This window comes from Crocinitomicaceae bacterium (assembly GCA_016708105.1).
GTDB lineage: Bacteria > Bacteroidota > Bacteroidia > Flavobacteriales_D > Crocinitomicaceae > JADJGJ01.
This window is the reverse complement of sequence record JADJGJ010000001.1, coordinates 11,560-29,214: the sequence shown is the minus strand read 5'-3', so window position 1 is coordinate 29,214 and position 17,655 is coordinate 11,560. Positions and strand designations below refer to the sequence as shown.

Here is a 17,655-nt window from a genome sequence, read left to right as displayed (position 1 = left end):
TGACGAACCTTCAATGAAAGATAAAAGGAATAAAAATTTCCTGACTGAAGCGTTTAGCACAATACTTATCCGACTATTGAATAATTAATTTCTGCACCGTGCGATAATCATCCACCGCGATAACAACCTGATAAATTCCAGCTTCAAATTGTGAAGCATCTATGAAAAAATTCTGTTCACCGACACTTACATTTCCATCATGAATTACTGCAACAAGTTCACCCAACATATTTGTCAAATATATTTTTGCTGAAACTGCCTGAGAAAAAGTAACAGGAATTACTGTAATTGCTTTAGCCGGATTTGGATAAATAGCATTCATCACTACAGGATTTTCAGATGCAATATCAACATTGCCACCATCCAATACTTTAAATTGGTGATAACCATCAGGTGCAGGAATTGGATGTTCTGTCTGACGACCATTCACTGCTTCTGCTCCAATATAATAATACACCGTAGTACCCACTGCCTGTGCCGGAATTGAACCAGTCCAAGTATCTGCTCCGGTATTTGTCATTGGGATTTCAGTATAGGCGCCAGCTAAAGTTGTTTTATAAAAAATACTAGCATTTACTATACCTGATTTATGTTTTATTTCAGCACTTGCCAAATATGGATTCACATCATCATACGTGTCTTCCAATTTTTTATGCGATATCAATAAAGGATCACTCACGCCAACTGTATGAGTGATACAGTGAATTGCCCCACCAGCAGAAATCAAATTCATACCTGTATTATCTACATCAATTGGAACGATGGTATAACCCGGCATTAAACTATCCAAAATATTCAGTGCAATGGTATCATATTCTTCACGATAGGTAGGCAACAAAATAGTATTATTTACAAAAGTTTGATTGGCATACGTGCGATAATATCCACCACCATCAGGATATAAACCACTTGTGCTTGGTGGTTGCGGAATTCTCACCACCTTATACGGGGTTCCAAATTTGGTTGTAAAATTAGAAAGAACATATTGCAGATTTGCTTCAATTTGTGGACCATCAGCAACGCCATCAGGATATTCACCAACAAGCAAAGTTTCTTCATCTACAATTTTCATGTGCATATCAATGTGATGAATTCCGTCATAAGGCAACACGGTCATTTTAATGTAGGAAGTTATACCCATCCAATCATTGTACAAATCATTAATTTCAGGTTCAGTATGTGTAGGATAAGAAGCAAGGCCACCTGAGCCCGATCCATCATTTTCATCTAAAATTAACTCTGATGAAAAACCTTGACCGGCGCCATCAGACATCCAGTTTCCACCGGTAGCTACGATTTTATAAGGATTGGCTGTCATGGAGTAAATATTAATTCCCAGCATGGCTGCATACGCATCCGGAATCACGTCATCCAGCGGACGAGGGCGATTATAAATCCAGTCAACCAAAATGAGAGAATCCACATCATTTACATAAACAGAATTAGCGCCATAATCACGAATCCAAACTGAGTTCCATCCGATTTCAATGTATGAAATATTTACATCAGGCACCCCGTTGGATGTGAGATTGGATTTCACATCATTTGAGTCAGTACACATTATAATGACTAGACACTCTTCTTGCGCCGCATCAATTATTTGACGGTGTATGGTATTGTATTGATCAGTCCAAGTGACAACCAGCGCCTGCACTTCTTCCCACTCAGCTGCTGTGCGCAGTGAAGTGAAAGGTGGTGGAGTGGTTATTCCTCTTTCATCAAAACTTTGAAGATATGCATCCATTATCTGATATTCTTCAGGCGTCATATACCTCGGAAGATTCTCTTGTTGAGCCCGAGCAATATTTAACATGATTGCTAAAGAGAATAAAATCAAAAATGTGTTTTTCATGTGTTCTACTTTTTTCTAATTATTCGCCATTCATTTTGCGCTAGCGATTTCAACAAAATTGAAACCTATGCAATTGATAGCCTATGATGAATTGATACTTAAAACCTCTGTTGATTATCAGCACAAGATAAAAAGAAAACCCTTTACGCCTTAGCCGTTTATCAAATAATGTATTCATTTGGATTGTTTCAGTCTGTTTTTAAGCGTTTTAACAAGGTGAGCATATATTGATAAGAGTAAATTAATATCCTTCGGAGACAACCGTAGACACTGGGCTACGTTGTATATGGCACGGGAATGGTAAAGAAAATATCTGCGTAAACCTTTGATTTTTCGTGGAATTTGTTACCTTCGTTACCCTTTTGAAAAAAATGAAGATTCAGAATATCGGAATCATATTACTCACTGCAATGGTATTGACAAGGTATCTTGACCTAGTCAACCAGCTGACATCACGAGATGGATCTTTTCGTGAAGGCATTGAATTTTCCATGATTGAGGCTTATGAGTCAATTCAATCTGAAAATGAGAGTGAGCCTGCAACACTGCTACTTGCTAATCATGCCCCTGTTGAGAAGTCAGATTTTTCAGATGCTTCCATTTCTCACATAGCAGACAATTCATCAGAATCACAGCATGTACCTGAAGGTTATGCAATGAACCCTGAAACATCATCAAGTGATGAGCCTGCACCCATGGAGTATGCTAATACCATGGTAGTGTATGATCCTTCAAATCCGGCGTTAATATCAATGAATACACGCTATGAAGATCCTACTGAAAGTGTTCCGCTTGACAATACCAATACAGTTATCAGCGGTATGATGTCGGTTCTTCCAAGAAGATAATTATTGTTTTTCCAGATCAGATTTTACTGCAGCAAGAATTCCTTTTGCGCGTTCAGTATCTCTTTTATCAGGCGTTTTTACGAAGTTCTCAAACTCAAGATAAAACGGATGCTTTTCACCATAGTGCTGGTAAATACATGCCAAAGCACCACTTCTCAGTTGAGCAAATAATTCTGCGTTTACCCTGTGTCGTGGCACGGTGCCTGATTCAACAACTATATTACTCAATGCTCTATTGCAAACTTCAATCAACTTAACAATCTGATCTTTCATCTATGTAGTTATTTTTTGTGTGTGATATTTGTGATTTCTGTTGTCAATTATTAGTTCAATAAATTGACATGTTGATTCCAGATTGTCATTACACACTGTTCATACCAAGATACAATTAATCCAGATTACACAATAATTTTTTCAAGAATTTTGAGGGTTAAAAATTACATTTCCAATCGTTCTCGTATTCGTAGGCGCAAGTAGCCGCCTGCGAATGCACCTATCAGCACGACGACTAAAAGATCATTTCTAGTAATCGTGTCAACCAATAATTATTCAACCTTCAGATCAGTACTTATCCACTAGAATTTTGAAAGTATTGAATCACCAACTTTGCTTTTGCCTGACCAATTATTTCGGTGAGTTCATTTTCATTGGCTCCTCTTATACGTTTGATTGACTTGAAATGACGTAACAATTCTTCAGCTGTTTTTTCGCCTATACCATCAATCCAAGTGAGCTCAGAACCTATGGCAGCTTTGCTCCGCTTATTTCGGTGATGCGTAATACCAAAGCGATGCGCTTCATTACGCATGTGCTGAATTACTTTTAACGACTCAGAGCGTTTGTCAATATATACCGGAACAGAATCACCGGGAAAAAATATTTCTTCCAGTTTTTTTGCGATACCCACCAATGCAATTTTGCCTCGTAACCCTAATTCATCAATGCTTTTTAATGCGGCACTCAACTGACCTTTTCCGCCATCAATCACTATAAGTTGAGGCAGTGAAGCATTCTCTTCAAGCAATCGTTTATACCGGCGATAAATAATTTCTTCCATAGACGCAAAATCATTTGGGCCCTCTACCGTTTTAATATTAAAATGCCGATAATCTTTTTTTGAAGGTTTGCCATTTTTGAAAACCACGCATGCCGCCACCGCATTTGTTCCCTGAAAATTTGAATTGTCAAAACACTCCATGTGTGACGGCAAATCTTTTAACCTGAAATCTTTTTGAATAGTTGAAAGAATGCGTTCAGTATGTCTTTCCGGATCTATTAATTTCTCTTGCTTATGTTTTTCAAGCATGAAAAATTTTGCATTGCGCTGTGACAATTCAAGCAGTGACTTTTTTTCACCACGTTGAGGCACTGTAATGATCAAATTTTTGAATATCTCGCTTATATCAATTTCTGAAATAATCTCTTTTGCTTCATCTCCAAAACGCTCACGCATTTCAACTAATACCAGCGGAATAATTTCTGCCGGCGTTTCATCCAATTTCTTCTTTACCTCAACCGTATGGCCTTGAATGATGGCTCCGTTATTGATTTTTAAATAATTTACATACGCCTCGTTTTCATCTTCAACCATTGAGATAACATCAACATTGTGAATTGCCGGACTCACGACAGCAGACTTGCTATGATAGTTCTCAAGCGTCTCAATTTTCTCTTTGATCAACAAAGCGTCTTCAAATAACAAAGCTTCAGATTTTTTTTTCATCAGTTGTTTAAGTTCACTGATAACAGAGGAAACATTACCCCGTAAAATGTTTTTAATTTCATGGATGTAATCATCGTACTCCTTTTCGGTTTGTTCACCAATACATGGTCCTTTGCAATTTCCAATATGATATTCAAGACAAACTTTATATTTTTTTTGATCAATATTTTTTTTTGAAAGATTCAGTGTACAATTCCTTAGCGGATAAACATCGCGTATTAAATCAAGTAAGGTGTGCATCATTTTTCCTGAGGCATAGGGACCAAAATATTTTGAGCCATCTTTAATTACTCGTCGTGTATAAAAGACACGTGGAAATTCTTCATTTTTTATACAAATCCAGGGATACGTTTTATCATCTTTCAAAAGAATATTATACCTGGGTTGATATTTTTTAATCAGATTATTTTCAAGCAACAGAGCATCTAATTCTGTTTCAACAACAATATATTTAATGTCTGCAATTTTTCTGACCAGAATTGTTGTCTTTGCATTATCATGTTCTTTCACAAAATAAGAGGTCACTCTTTTTTTCAAATCTTTGGCTTTACCAATATAAATGATGGTTCCGTTTTTATCAAAATATTGATACACCCCGGGACTATCAGGTAAAGTTTTTATTTTATCTTTCAAGTGATCAGACATGGATGTAAAGATAGCAAGTCCGCGGTGTAGATATGCAATACGCAGCAATAATCAACTTGAATAATTAATAAATAGGGCGGGGAGCTGAAGATTCCATCAGTAGTATACCAACACCGTTCATGTAAATCACGTATAAATAAAAAATATCTTGTCTAATTTTAGAACCAAAGAAACTTCACTATGAAAAAATCGGTTTTGTTAATTGCACTTTGTGCCGGACTGAATTCACTTGCGCAGCAATATAATCATTGCGGTACGCATCAGGCAATTCTTGATTATGATGCCAATCATCCGGGATATCTTGAAAATGTAAACGAAACCTTTTACAGGGCAAAACAAACCGGTTCACAAGATCGCAGCACGGTTTATATTATACCGGTTGTGGTGCACATTGTTTACAATACACCACAAGAGAACTTGGATGATTCTGTGATTTTTAACCAAATAGCCAGGCTGAATGAAGACTATCGCAGATTAAATGAAGATACTACGAATACGCGTGATACTTTTTTAACCATTGTGGGTGATTCATATATTGAATTTCAACTAGCCATGTTTGATCCTGACGGAAACCCAACCACCGGTATTACCAGAACTTACACAGCTCAAAATTCCTTTTTTGGAGTTGGCGGTACTCCTGCCGAAGGAGTAAAATCAACAGCCAACGGTGGCATTGACCCTTGGGATCAATCAAGATACCTCAACATTTGGGTTTGTGATATGTCATTATTTGATATTCCTTTTTTGCTTGGATACGCTACTCCACCGGCTGATTTACCTCATTGGCCGGCCGGTTCAACTGATGGCATGAGTGATGGTGTAGTAATCCAGTATCAGGCGTTTGGAAGTAATAATCCCAATGAGCTTGATGCAGGCAGTGGCCCAATTGATGTACAAGGTAGAACAACCGTTCATGAAGTTGGTCATTACTTAGGTTTAAGACATATTTGGGGTGATGGTGATTGCACCGCTGAAGATGGAATTGATGATACACCAAACGCTGCTGATCAATCTAATCAAGATTGTAATTTCTCATCAAATACTTGCACCGATAACATTGGAACTTTAGGTGATTTGCCTGATATGGTTGAAAATTATATGGACTATTCTGCTGAAACTTGTCAGAATTCTTTCACGCTAGGTCAAATTGATATGATGCGTGCGATTCTGGAAAACTACCGCTACGATTTAATTAACGGAAATCCGGCGTTGGGAGTTGAAAACGGCGAGATTCATTCATTCAGTATTTATCCTAATCCTGCGTCAGGTAACTTTATTATTGAAGGTCTGAATACAGAATCAAAAACCATCACCATTTATTCTGAAACCGGATCACAACTTCAAATTATCACAACAACTGATCAGCAGATTGTGATTGATGCTTTAGCTGCGGGAGTTTACTTTATTTCAGTATTGCAGGGCGAGGCGTTGGAGATGAGAAAAGTAGTTGTTCTTTAATCATTACAAAATACTTTTCCAAACAAGTTGTCCGGTGTTCATGTCAACACAGGCAATGCCGCCGCCAATAGTGATGTAGAGAAATTGGTCATAAGTAAAGGCTATTCCGGATGATGGCTCAGTACCCCATTTATCTTCAGAAATAATTTCTTCCTGATTTAGTTTCCATAATTTTTCACCACTGAAACTGATCGCAATATAAAAAGCAGATTTTTTTTCCACCGTGGTGTAAGCTCGCAAGATGAATAAATTTCCATCTTCATAAGCACCAATAATTTCAGGATATAAATATTCATCAGGATATTCAATGCTGCCCTCTTTGTCCGTTCTGTGCAAAGTTTTAATGTCTCCGGTTTTATTTCTGAAATCAAATGTCCACGTGCGGTTGTAATAGTCATTCCCCAAATGAATTTCGTAATCATTAAAATCAATCTCTGATTCATTTTGGACTTTCGGAAATCGTTCCTCAATTAAAATATCTTCCAATAAATTATAACAATATTCATGGCCGTTATTTGCCTTGATGGTCAACCATGCTTCATTTTTTGACATCTTGTTTCCTGTCTGATAATTCATGTCAGCAATGCCATTTTGTAATTCAGGGAATTTTTCAAATCCTTTTTCTTTAGACCATTCACGTAAAACATTTCCTGAATTTAAATCATACTCAACCGCTTTTCCCCACTCAAAAAAAATCACACCCTGTTCAGACATACAAAGCATGGTTGAAGATGAAACTGTTGTTCTCATACCTCGCTCACCTGTCAAAGCATCCACAATGTATAAACGATAAGTTTCATAAGATCCGCCGTCACCGTCACCTTCAAAGTGTAATTCAATCAGTGCAATTTTTTCACCATTTGTTGAGGCTGACACAAATTGCACAGCATAACCATGATGACTTAATAACAAATACATCAAGGTGCAAAAGCAAAATATTGCTCCACCAATTTGAATCAGTCGCCGATAAACTAAATTTTTTACCGGAGTATGAATGAATAATATGGCCGGCACAAAAGTGAGGACGATGAACATGGTGAAAAATGTCCAGCTTTCACTTACGATATAATCTAAAATTGATTCCATGCCCGTTAAAAATTTAGCCCTTCAGGTATTCTTGATAAATGTACAACTATTTTATTATCAGAGCCGATAACGTGCTATGAATTAATGGTGTAATCAAAAGTTCTACGCATCACTTTACTTTGGTGTTGCCGTTAAATCAGACTCTGCTCCATGGCTATTTTAGTTTTTCAGTATTGCTGAAGTATGACTCCAGTTCAAACAATAAATCATCCATTTTCACAATTCACCGTATCTTTGACCCATGCGCTTTGACGAATACAGAATATCATCTGAACTGAAAACAAATCTTGCAGCAATGGGATTTGTAAGACCAACCGACATTCAGTTTAAAACGCTGCCTCACATTCAAAAAGGAGAAGACTTATTAGCCATTGCGCAAACGGGTACGGGTAAAACTGCTGCATTCGCAATTCCGGTAATTGACAAGTTGCAGTTCTTACGCAAGAAAAAAATTGAAGGAATTAAATGCATTGTCATGGTTCCAACGCGTGAACTTGCGCTACAAATAACTGAGGTGTTTCACAAACTGGGCAGAAACACAAAACTTCGCACCTTTTGCGTATACGGCGGTGTTGAGCAAGATAAACAAATTGCTGCGCTAGAAAACGGCATTGATATTTTGGTGACAACACCGGGTCGTTTATTTGATCTTTCTAGTCAAGGTTATATTCATTTAAACCGGTGTGAAATTTTAATTCTTGATGAAGCCGACCGCATGCTGGCGCTTGGTTTTTATGAAGACATTGAACAGCTCATTCAATATTTGCCAAAGAAAAGACAAACCCTTTTTTTCTCAGCAACCATTGATGATAAAATAAAAAAACTTGCCTACTCATTAGTGAACACAAGTGCAATACGCATACAGATTTCACCCAAAGATCCTGTTTCAAAAAATGTAGCACATGCGGTTGCTTTTATAGAAATGGATGACAAAAGATTTTTTCTTGAGCGATTGATCACAGAAAATTCAACAAAAAAAATGTTGGTTTTTGTACGCACCAAAGTGCGCGCAGAGCGAGTAAAATCAGCCATGGAAAGAGTACAAATAGAAACAGACACCATTCATGGAGACAAGGACCAGCGCGAGCGTGAAGCTGTGCTTTCCAGATTTAAAACCGGTGATCTACGCATTTTAATTGCTACTGATGTGAGTGCTCGCGGCATTGATATTCCTCATGTTGATTTTGTGATCAACTATGATTTACCTGATCACCCTGAAACTTATGTACACCGCATAGGCCGCACCGGACGCGGAAAACAAAAAGGGCAAGCCGTTTCATTTTGCGCAAAAGAAGAAAAAAGCATGCTCAATGAAATTGAAACTTATATCACCAAACCGGTTGAAGTATTGAAAATTGAAAAGTCAGAATATCATGAAACCATTTCTTTCAAAGACCCTGAAGAAAGAGATTGGAAGAAGTTGATGGAAGGGGATAAAGCAAGTTTCAAGAAAAAGAAGAGATAGAGTATATGATTTAGTAAACTACATTCCATTCATGAAATCCAAGAAGTTTGAGTAGCGGATTTTTTTGTAAATTTAGTGTGCAAATGGCTTGACTATAGCTTCGTTTAGAAATTCCCCCGGTGATCTCCCCCCCCTTATGCGGATTCAAATCAATCTGTTGTCATCACGAAAGATGCCGATTTTAGAGATTCCTTCTTTTTGAACAAAACACCCAAGAAATTGATTAAAATAGTCGTTCCTTACCAACCAAATTTTATTTGAGTCCGAACAATTAAAAAATCGACTCTGAACCAATTTGAAAAATCACCAAAAATATCACGAACTAATTTATCCATTAGTTTCTTTAAATTCCATCCGGTGGCTGCGAACATTGCATTGATTTTTGATGAACTTTCGCCCCATGTATTTTCCATTCTGTGATCTGTCTTAAGATGTCCTATTACTGGCTCGATGGCTGCTCTTCGACGGAATTTTTTTCGGGTCGTAAATTTTTGATAAGGCGTTGTGTTTTTGTAGGTTTTGGGGTTGTTCCATTTTTTCCCCCCCTTATTTTTTTTTCCCCTTTCCACCTCTGTCATAAACAATTTCTTTGGTAAATAGTTTAGATTATTTTTATTTGATTAAGCAGAGGTTCTATTGTGTTACCGTCATGCGGATTTCCGAAAAACTTTCTATCTGGAACTAATGTTTTGGATTCACCATCAATCCAATTTTAAAAAAAAAACATTTTTTTTTTTTCCCCTTTCCTTTAACAAAACAAGTGTTAAACGGTTTTTGAAGACTGTAAACTTTATTTTTATCAAGCGCGTTTGTGTCAGTCAACTATTAAAGGTGTTTCTTGTGGAAGCTCACGTTCTAGTTCTCGAAGTTGTTTTTGCATTGTGCGTAGTTTTAATTTTGCCTTTCTTGATTTTTTATTCTTTTAGGGTGATGTGAATTGTGCGTGTCACGCACAAGTTGTTCTTGTTCTAGTGTACGTTTGGCGTTGGTTAATCCCTTCTTGGCAATGGCATTGCACTGTCAATAACTTTTTTTGCCAGTTTTCCCCCCTTGGAAAAGTGGTTTGTTTTCTTGAACAGTTATCAGATAACAGTCTGATTTTTTGCTTTTGTTCCGTGAATTTATTGACGTTAACATTTTTTTTTTCCCCCGGGCCCCCCCTTTGGTTTGGGGAAAGTGAACAGGCGCTTGGATCACATGGGAAAATATGTTGAAAGTTTGATGCACCACAAAAATACTGCATGTAAGGATTGATCACCCATGCCTTAGCCAGAGTCTCATCTCCCAAATTGTAAATGGTTTAACAAAAGACATCAATCATAAATCTTATTGGCATGATGGCTGACCGGATTTGAATAATGAACTGAGAATTCTCTTTCAAAATATTTCCAATCCATTTTATTTGATAACAAAACCAATTCATGACGCATATCGATAAAATCCGAAGCGGGGGCCGGGTGTGGTGTGTTTTTTTTTGGTGTTTTTGTTTTCTTTTTTCTAAAATATTTTAGAGATTCCTTCTAAAATATCTTGCAATTTATATCACACAAAAAGCACTAATTATCAACATTATATTATTGAATGTCAATATTTTGAAGAGTTATTAAGGAACGACTAAAATAAATCTTGGAAATGTTTCCAATGATACTTTGCTAAAAATTTTTTCTGATAATCTTCAAACAATTCTCAACCTTTCGAAAAAGGAGTATTTTTTGTTGGAAATAGATATTGACAGAATTACGATAACTGAACCCGGACTACACTAATTAATCCCTTTGCTATTTCAATATACACGATGGAATATTACTAAAATATTCATGTTGTCAATACGGATTCAACTGGTTCAACTCCAATATCATTTTCTGCATTGAACACAATTCAAATTCTTGACGCCTTGCTTTTCTCTATGTGTTCAGATGTGCTCATTCATTTTCATCAGAATCATCTTCAGTATTTCCAGATTTTTTTTCCGGCATGGGTCCGCGTAAATGAATGACTAGGCCGTTTAAAAAATTTCGCAAAATTTGGTCACCGCAATTTTTATACTTCGGATGATCTTCTCTTCTGAACAAAGCGCCAAGCTCACTTTCGCTCACTCTGAAATCAACCAGCGAACAAATGTGTACAATGTCTTTATTAGTGAGTTTCAGCGCTACACGCAATTTTTTGAGGATGTCGTTGTTGGTCATGAAATTTATAATGGCGTGAATTTAGAAATTTATTCCGTGTTATCATGGGGGCGAAATAAATTCCGCCCCTATGATGACATCATTCCACAACCACCCGAATCCCCTCAGAATGCGAGGTAAACTCAGGGGCATACATACATTGAATGGTGGTAATTCCATTTGAAAAATCTCCTTTGTGTTGCACTTTCATGTCATATTCAAACACGTAAGTTCCTTTTGGAATGTAATCAAAGAAGAAGTTTGTTGCGGCATCTTTTGTGGCTTCATAATATCCTAAACCATCTTGCCATTTATACATGGACAATACATTAACCGGCTCAAAACCTGAAGCACGCATGTCTTTCATGTGCACGTATTCCAAATTTCTGTCAGTGCGCAATTCTATTCTGCATCTTATTTTATCTCCCACATGTAGTACATTTTTATCGTTGATTGGTTTGAGTACTTCTCCACTATTTGTAACCTCAACCAAGAATAACTGTTTTTGCAAACTCAGTGGGGTTTCAGCAAATGTAATTTTATCCAAATCTTCAAAATACTGCCAATATGCGGCGCCCCAAGCAATGCCTTTGCTATTTTTCTTCAAGGTAATTTCGCCCATATTTTCTTTGATTGCATCATTTGCCCAAGATGTTTTGATATAACCGGTTCCTTCTTGTGCTTCTACTTTATAAGGATCTGTGCCATCGGCATTTGTTACATATTCAATTGGACGGCCACCCACTGTGATTTCTACAAATGAATCGTCTGCCAATAAGTCTGATCCCTTTAATAATAAAGCATAAACGGCTTCTGTTGTTTGTTTGGTGGTTTTCCAGTTGGTTGTTTGTTTTTGTTTCAGCAACCAGATTTTTAATTCTTCAACCGTTTCTTGATCATCTGTTACTTCATCAAACATTTCTATCATAAGCGCCTGCGTTTCAATTGGCGCCTCATACCAATACCAGCCTATCTGATATTCTTTCCAATACATACCAAATTCATCATGACGAATGGCATTATCTTTCAATGATTTTACAATATCAGTTGACAATTCTTTCATTTCAAAACGATGCGCCGCAAGAGCAATCATTCCTTTTGCATACACATTAAAATTGAGCCAGAATTTCACCGCCTGATCTTTAAAATATCCCACCGCTTCTTCCGTTGCTTTATTCATGCCAAGTTGCGGAAAGTATGAACGCGCATAGAGATATTGAATTTGCGTATATCCCAAATGTTGATTCTCTAGATAGTTTGGATCCCATTTTTTTATGTAGACATAGTCACGCACAATTTCTCCATCCAAATAGTCAACTCCTTTTTTCACCATCTGCCATACTTTGTGATTTTCTTTTACATCTTTTATTCCAAGATGATCCAAATGTCCCATACCGGTAATGATATGTTGTGTGATATACCGGTTTTCAGGCATGCCCGGAAACCAAGGCCAGCCTCCGTTTACTGATTGTGCTTTAATCACCTTAGTCAAGGCTTTATCTAGCTCACGTGACATACGCTCCATATCAAGCAATACGGCTAAGTTACGTTTGCTCTGTTCTTCATTCTGCGCATCAAGTACCCATGGTGTTTCTTGTAATATCACAGATTTTAATTCTTCATTTTTTTGAAGATTTGATAAAAATGCATCCGGCGAATTTTCACCCCATGCCTCAATTACTTCCTTAATTTTTGGATTTGAATTCATGATGTGTGAGGCTATTGCATTAGAATAATACCTAGTAAAAGTTTGCTCAGCACATTCATACGGATACTCCATCATATAAGGCATAGCCTGAATTGCATACCATGCGGGATTAGATGTAAATTCCAATGTATACCTGTGATGTTTGAGTGTTTTACTCTTATTGTTGAGTAGTTTTTCAAACTTAAATGTTCTGCTTTGATTACCTCGTAATGGCATTGGCATTGCTTCAGTAACCAACATGCGGTTTGACAGAATAGGCACAACATTTTCTTCACCGTCAGAGAAATTATTTGCGGCGGCAACAATTTTATATTTCACCGCGCTTACCGCATAAGGCACTTCCAAAGACCATGAAACCACGGTACTCTTTCCGGCTTCAACACTGAACGGCAACTGCACCTCTTTATGTTTGAACTGCTCATTCAATAATGATTCGTCAAACGGATTTAACAAATCAAGTTGTACACGACCACTTAAATTTTCTTTGCTGATGTTTGAAATTTTTGCTGAGAAAACAATTTTATCTCCCTCTCTGAAAAAGCGAGGTGCATTAGGCACAACCATTAAATCTTTCTGCGTCACAACCTCCTCTTGAATGGTGCCAACTTTCAAATCAGTAGTATGCGCCATACCCAAGAATTTCCATTTAGTGAGTGATTCAGGAATGGTGAATTTTATTTTGACATCTCCATTTGCATCAGTAGTCAACTGAGGATAAAAGAATGCCGTTTCATTGAAATTAGCTCGCGTAGATACATTTGAAAGATCCATCAATTTTCCATCATTGCCTTGCACCGGCATTTGTTGCATTTCACCACTCAAGGTTTGTTCATTTGCTGTTACACCACTTGCTCCTGTTGTGCTAAATAAAGCACCTCCTGCAGGGGCATCCATTGGAGCTTCAGCTTCTGACAATTCCATGTTTTTATTGTCTTTGCTGCGTTCGTTGTCTCGGCGTCCACCTCCTTCTTCTTTAGTCTGAATGGATACAGCATCCAACGAATAATCACCGTCTTCATAATAACCGTAGTAATAATAGCGACCATAATAGTACGCGTTGAAACCATGATAATTCAGTGTTGGGAAATAGCGATACGGATAGTTTACATAGTCATTCCAATAATAGTTGATATTGTATGCCATTGTAGATTGCATTCCTTCTGGTTCTCCCCAGTACATTGATCCATAATAGCTCTGCCATATACTCATGTAAAATGAATTTGGTGTATAGAGTTGATCTAGACTAGCATCATAGAGTGTCGCCAATAATTCAGCTTGCTCAGCACTTCCTTTTCTGTTTTTGATGGTCAGTGTCCACTCTTCTTCTGCGCCGGGTAAAAGTTTGTTTCTGAAAGTTGAGAAAGACAAATCAAGTTCTTTGTTGGTATAAGGCACAACAACAGTAATGCTAGAAGAAAATTTACGATTGTTTTTGATGGCAGTGAAGTGAATCGTGAAGTTTCCTCTGTGCTCTTCTGTTACCGTGAAAGAAAGTTTTTTCTGCTCATCATTCAGCGTGATTCGTTTGCTTTCAACAATTTTATTCTGCACTTCCACATCATAAAAAACAGACAAATCTTTTTCTTTAGAGCTAATGAGTACATCAACTGTTTCACCAGGTTGCGCCGTGTTTTGTACATTTTTTACCCACAATACATCGTTCTTTGGTGCTGTAGATGAAGATGGATTATATACAGTAAAATAATATTCATCCTTCACTTCAATACCATTTTTATCTTTTGCCACAGCCGAGTATTTGTATACGCCAGGCGTCCATGTTTTATAGTTTGCAATAACAATACTATCCGTTTCTTTGGTGTTAAAGTTTGTTTCAAAAACAGTTTTCTCCTCTTTCCAGGTATAGAAATCACTTTCATTTTTGAATTGTTCATTTGGAAAAAGTTTTTTGAATTCGATCTCTGAAATAGTCTGCATATCCGGCTGTTGCCACAATCTATTGTAGAACGGACGATCAGGCATTTGCAATTTTGAAACAGTGATTTTTCCTTGAGCAGGAATTTTCTGACCATTCAAATTTGTTGCTGAAAGACGAATGAAATGATCATCTTCATTATTCATATCTGCCGACCAGTTATTGCCCAGTTGCAGACTTTGATAGCCCACCACAAAACTGGTTGATGTAGTATGCGTTTCACCATTAATATCTGTGACATCAACGTAAACAGTATATGTGAACAAAGGCAGATTTTTTGGATCAACTTCTTTATCAGGCAAAGCATTGAAGGTGATTTTAAATTCTCCATTATCATCTGTTACCATGTCACCATGTTGAATTTCTTTTGGCTGATAGTATGGTCTCCACCAATACCAATAAGAGTAGTATGACCAACTGAAACCGGTAGTACGTGTAATACGATATTTGACATCAGCGCCATCCAATCTGTTGCCGGCATAAGCCTGAGCAAAGCCTGTTACAGTTACCGGCTCATTCACTTTTACTTCGCCCTCAACCGGATTCATGGTTACTTCAAATTTCGGACGCTTATATTCTTCCACTCTGAAATAAGCAGAACCTGAACTGTTTGAAATAGTCATGTTGCCGGTAAGCACATCATACGGAGCATTGAACGTACCTTCAAAAGAACCAAATTTGTTTGTTGTGAAATCTTGTCTTTTTATTTCTTGACCGTTTGCATCATAGAGTGCAACACTGCTGGTATAATCAGCAAGTACTTTTCTGTCTTTACCTGAGTAGCTTACACAAATACCTTTGAAATAAATGGGTTGCCCCGGACGATACAATTTACGATCAGTAAAAAAATACGTGTACACCTCTTGCTGGTAATCGTAGTATGAATAATAGTTATAGCTGTAGATACCTTGATTTGGCGCATATACTTCACCGTTATGTGTTACTGAAATCATATAGGTGCGGTAATCTTCACCCAAAGGATACTCAACTAAACCATTTTCATCCGTAGTAAAATTGCCTAGTGTTTTTTGCTCATAGAATCGCAATTTATAATTGTATTCTTCATAGGTTACATTAACCTTAGCGCCCACCATGGGTTTACCTGATGCACGGTCAGATACCATGATTTGATTGTTTTCTTTTGTGGTACGATTTTGATATGTAATATTGGTAACCCACATAGGCATAAAGGCAAATGCATTTTTACTGTCAGCAAAAGATGGGTCAGTACTGATGATCACAAAATAAAAACCTTTGCCGAGTTCAGGCAACAATAATTCAGTTGAGTGATTTTGATAATCTCCCGGATCAGTGATCTCAATTTCTTTTGAATAAATACCCTTTATACCTCGCAGTTCTTTGATGAATTTATCATAATCAATACGATTGTTGTAATACTTTTTATAATCATACGGCGCAACCTTCATGTATACCTTGTTTACATTTTTGTATTCAAGTAAAACTTTTGAAGGCGTATCAGGGATAATTCCTTCTTCTCCTCGCAGGGTAAGATTTTTTTGTTCAATTCCACTTTTTAATGCAGCGCAAAGATTTGCTCCATACGTGTCTTTGTATCGTGCCATGGTTTTAGTACAAATTTCAACGGCTACTTTTTTATCCCAGCGATGTGTTGTATCAGCAAGATAATTGTATTGATCACCACGCGTTGAATGAACTAAGGCAATTTCATACCATGCTTCAGATACGTAAGGTAATTTTTCGTACGCTGTTGTGAGTCTGTTCAGCGCATCATAATAGAGTGCATCTTTATTTGATAAAACAGATTTGTTATAGGTAAATTTTATACGCTCAAGATCTACTTCAAACAAGGCAGCTATATTGCCTTTTTCTGTATGAAATTTGGTGAGCTCTTGCAATACAAGAACGGCAAAAAATTGTGTGTTTAGTGAATCATTTGTTTGTGGCTGAATACCTAAAAAAGTAGAGCTGCTTCCAAAATATTTTTCATCCTCCATCACAAAAGTTTCAGCAGGACCGGGAACAGCAAACGTATTGTTCTTGAAAAAATCTAACGCGCGGTGTGCAAGAAAATCAAAAAGAGTTGGTCTGATTTCATTTGATTCATACGTGTATGATGCAATGGCGTCATAGTTTGAAATGTCCTCAGACTGACTCAACTCTCTGTTCTGAAGAGAGAGAAAATAGTGCATTCTAACTTTTTCGGCAATGCGTTTTAAATCCCAAGTGCGCACGTCTTTGATGTCCATTTCAACCACGTTGGTACGATCAGCAAATTTCCATGAATTAGAATAATAATATCCCCAATAAACCTCAGCTATTAATGAGTGTAAAATTTCTTTTGACGGTGATGGCGCTTTTTCTACCAATTCATTCAACCGATAAATTCCAAGTACATAATCATCTTCTTCTAAATATGAATTGTATTTCAACTCATACAAAACCGCCTTAATAACTTGTGTGTGCTGTTGATTTTTTGCAGCTTGATCAAATATTAGCCCAACCTCAGTTAGCGCCATACGATATAATCCTTTACGCTCTAATGAATCTACCTTAGCCCATTCCTTTTTAAATTCCGGATCAGTACCGGTAGAGATTGGTTTAGAACTGGCTGATGAAGTAATAGCTATTACAGTGCTTACTGAAAGCATTACAATGATGATGGAAAGCAGGCGTTTCATACCTCTGAATTAATTGATTTGACTAAAAGTACAAATTAGTTGTCGAAACGTTCAGATTATTTTTAAGCTCATGAATCCCACTGCAGGGTAAGCTTTTACACAATACGCT

Annotated in this window: 11 protein-coding genes; 4 read left to right on the top strand and 7 right to left on the bottom strand. The window is 37.1% G+C overall.

Going from position 1 to position 17,655, the window contains the following annotated elements; all coding sequences use genetic code 11:
- Nucleotides 1-73 precede the first annotated feature (73 nt).
- Nucleotides 74-1,852, bottom strand: coding sequence for an agmatine deiminase family protein (locus IPH66_00125; GenBank protein MBK7127757.1), 1,779 nt, complete (start codon nt 1,850-1,852; stop codon nt 74-76).
- A gap of 371 nt (nt 1,853-2,223) precedes the next feature.
- Between IPH66_00125 and IPH66_00120 the strand changes: the two genes are divergently transcribed.
- Nucleotides 2,224-2,700: a hypothetical protein gene (locus IPH66_00120; GenBank protein ID MBK7127756.1), complete on the top strand. Its 477-nt coding sequence runs from the start codon at nt 2,224-2,226 to the stop codon at nt 2,698-2,700.
- On the opposite strand, the gene IPH66_00115 is transcribed toward IPH66_00120, so the two are convergent.
- Together IPH66_00115 and uvrC are read right to left on the bottom strand one after the other, a co-directional pair.
- Complete coding sequence (locus IPH66_00115) at nt 2,701-2,973, bottom strand: hypothetical protein (protein ID MBK7127755.1); 273 nt, start codon at nt 2,971-2,973, stop codon at nt 2,701-2,703.
- Between the two features lie 295 nt (nt 2,974-3,268).
- Nucleotides 3,269-5,068, bottom strand: coding sequence for an excinuclease ABC subunit UvrC (uvrC, locus tag IPH66_00110; protein MBK7127754.1), 1,800 nt, complete (start codon nt 5,066-5,068; stop codon nt 3,269-3,271).
- 180 nt (nt 5,069-5,248) lie between these two features.
- Here uvrC and IPH66_00105 point away from each other — a divergent pair, with 180 nt between their 5' ends.
- The gene (locus IPH66_00105; protein ID MBK7127753.1) at nt 5,249-6,526 is read left to right on the top strand and encodes a T9SS type A sorting domain-containing protein; all 1,278 of its coding nucleotides are present in this window, start codon (nt 5,249-5,251) and stop codon (nt 6,524-6,526) included.
- Between the two features lie 3 nt (nt 6,527-6,529).
- Here IPH66_00105 and IPH66_00100 read toward each other — a convergent pair whose 3' ends face one another.
- Nucleotides 6,530-7,612, bottom strand: coding sequence for a hypothetical protein (locus tag IPH66_00100; protein MBK7127752.1), 1,083 nt, complete (start codon nt 7,610-7,612; stop codon nt 6,530-6,532).
- A gap of 241 nt (nt 7,613-7,853) precedes the next feature.
- On the opposite strand from IPH66_00100, the gene IPH66_00095 reads away from it, so the two are divergent.
- Entirely contained in the window at nt 7,854-9,077 is a 1,224-nt protein-coding gene (locus tag IPH66_00095; protein MBK7127751.1) for a DEAD/DEAH box helicase, read from the top strand.
- A 162-nt stretch (nt 9,078-9,239) separates the two neighbouring features.
- A complete protein-coding gene (locus IPH66_00090; GenBank protein ID MBK7127750.1) occupies nt 9,240-9,338 on the top strand; it encodes a hypothetical protein in 99 nt (32 codons plus the stop codon).
- On the opposite strand, the gene IPH66_00085 is transcribed toward IPH66_00090, so the two are convergent.
- From IPH66_00085 to IPH66_00075, 3 genes are all read right to left on the bottom strand, one after another.
- Complete coding sequence (locus IPH66_00085; GenBank protein MBK7127749.1) at nt 9,317-9,655, bottom strand: hypothetical protein; 339 nt, start codon at nt 9,653-9,655, stop codon at nt 9,317-9,319. The genes IPH66_00090 and IPH66_00085 overlap by 22 nt on opposite strands.
- Before the next feature lie 1,344 nt (nt 9,656-10,999).
- Nucleotides 11,000-11,266 (bottom strand): DUF1456 family protein, encoded by a 267-nt coding sequence (locus IPH66_00080; GenBank protein MBK7127748.1) that lies wholly within the window; start codon nt 11,264-11,266, stop codon nt 11,000-11,002.
- Between the two features lie 79 nt (nt 11,267-11,345).
- Nucleotides 11,346-17,546, bottom strand: a complete 6,201-nt coding sequence (locus IPH66_00075; GenBank protein MBK7127747.1) for a hypothetical protein — start codon at nt 17,544-17,546, stop codon at nt 11,346-11,348.
- Between the last annotated feature and the right edge of the window lie 109 nt (nt 17,547-17,655).